The 1,097-nt window shown below is 70.9% G+C and carries 1 protein-coding gene; it reads left to right on the top strand.

What is annotated here, in order from left to right:
* Positions 1-423 precede the first annotated feature (423 nt).
* Positions 424-1,002: a helix-turn-helix domain-containing protein gene (locus AB0J09_RS65555; protein ID WP_360714691.1), complete on the top strand. Its 579-nt coding sequence runs from the start codon at positions 424-426 to the stop codon at positions 1,000-1,002.
* The last annotated feature ends 95 nt before the right edge of the window (positions 1,003-1,097 follow it).

The raw sequence follows: 1,097 nt of genomic DNA, 5'->3' as shown, positions 1-1,097 counted from the left end.
CCTACCTCGGCGCCGAGCAGGCCCTCGGCCGCCTCAGCCCCGAAGCGCACCCCGATGCCGCCGCCGCCATGATCGTCGGGGCGTGCCACGAACTCATCCTCCCCCACCTGTTCAGGGGCACCCCCGCAGCCGACATCGAGATCCCGCCGACCTTCGTCGATCACCTCGTCACAACGTGCCTTCACGGCATCACGCGAGAACCTCGAAGGTAACGCCCGCCGTGCGAAGCGCGGGGGAGGGGCGCACCTCGCCACCGCAGGCCCGCGAGCGCAGTGTGCCACCCGGCAGCACCGGAATCGGGGAGTCATCCGAACTCTGCGGCGCGGCGATGGGAGCTTCGTGCCCGGAAGAGGGCGACACGGGCGACAGATCGTCGCTCAGGCGGCGCTGTGTTTCGCTCCCGTCGGTTCGTAAACTGGGCGGGTGCCGAAGTTGTGGAACGAGACGATCGAGGCGCATCGCCGCACCGTGCATGACGCGATCCTGGACGCCACCGTCGAGCTGGTGGGCGAGCGGGGGCTGCTGTCGGTGACGATGTCGCAGATCGCCGAGAAGACCGGCATCGGGCGGGCGACGCTCTACAAGTACTTCCCGGACGTCGAGGCGATCCTGCTGGCCTGGCACGGTCGCGTGGTTGCCGGGCACGTGGAGCATCTCGCCCAGGTCAAGGAGCGCGAGGGCGACGCAGGGCGACGGCTCGAGGCCATGCTGGAGACGTACGCGCTGATGCATCAGCGGATGGCGCGGCACGGCTTCGGCGGCGATCTCGTCGCGCTCCTGCACCGGTCGGAGGACGTCGGCCGCGCCCAGCGCCGACTGCATGAGATGCTGCGCGACACGCTGGCCGACGCCGTGCGGGCCGGTGACGTTCGTGACGACGTGCCGGCGGACGAACTCGTCACGTTCTGCCTGCACGCGCTGCGGGCGGCCGTCGACCTGTCCTCTGAGGCTGCTGCTCGCCGGCTCGTCGCGCTCACCTTGGCCGGGCTGCGAGCGGACTGAGCGGAGTCCCGCGGTGGTTCAGTGGGCTCTGGTGGACGCGCGGCGGCGGCGCCAGAGGTGAGTGGCGACGAGGGCGGCCTTCACCAGGACGGCCG

The sequence above is a fragment of the Nonomuraea sp. NPDC049784 genome, from assembly GCF_040659615.1.
Classification (GTDB): Bacteria; Actinomycetota; Actinomycetes; order Streptosporangiales; family Streptosporangiaceae; genus Nonomuraea.
The sequence above is the reverse complement of the archived record's forward strand: the minus strand, read 5'-3'. Positions and strand labels throughout refer to the sequence as shown.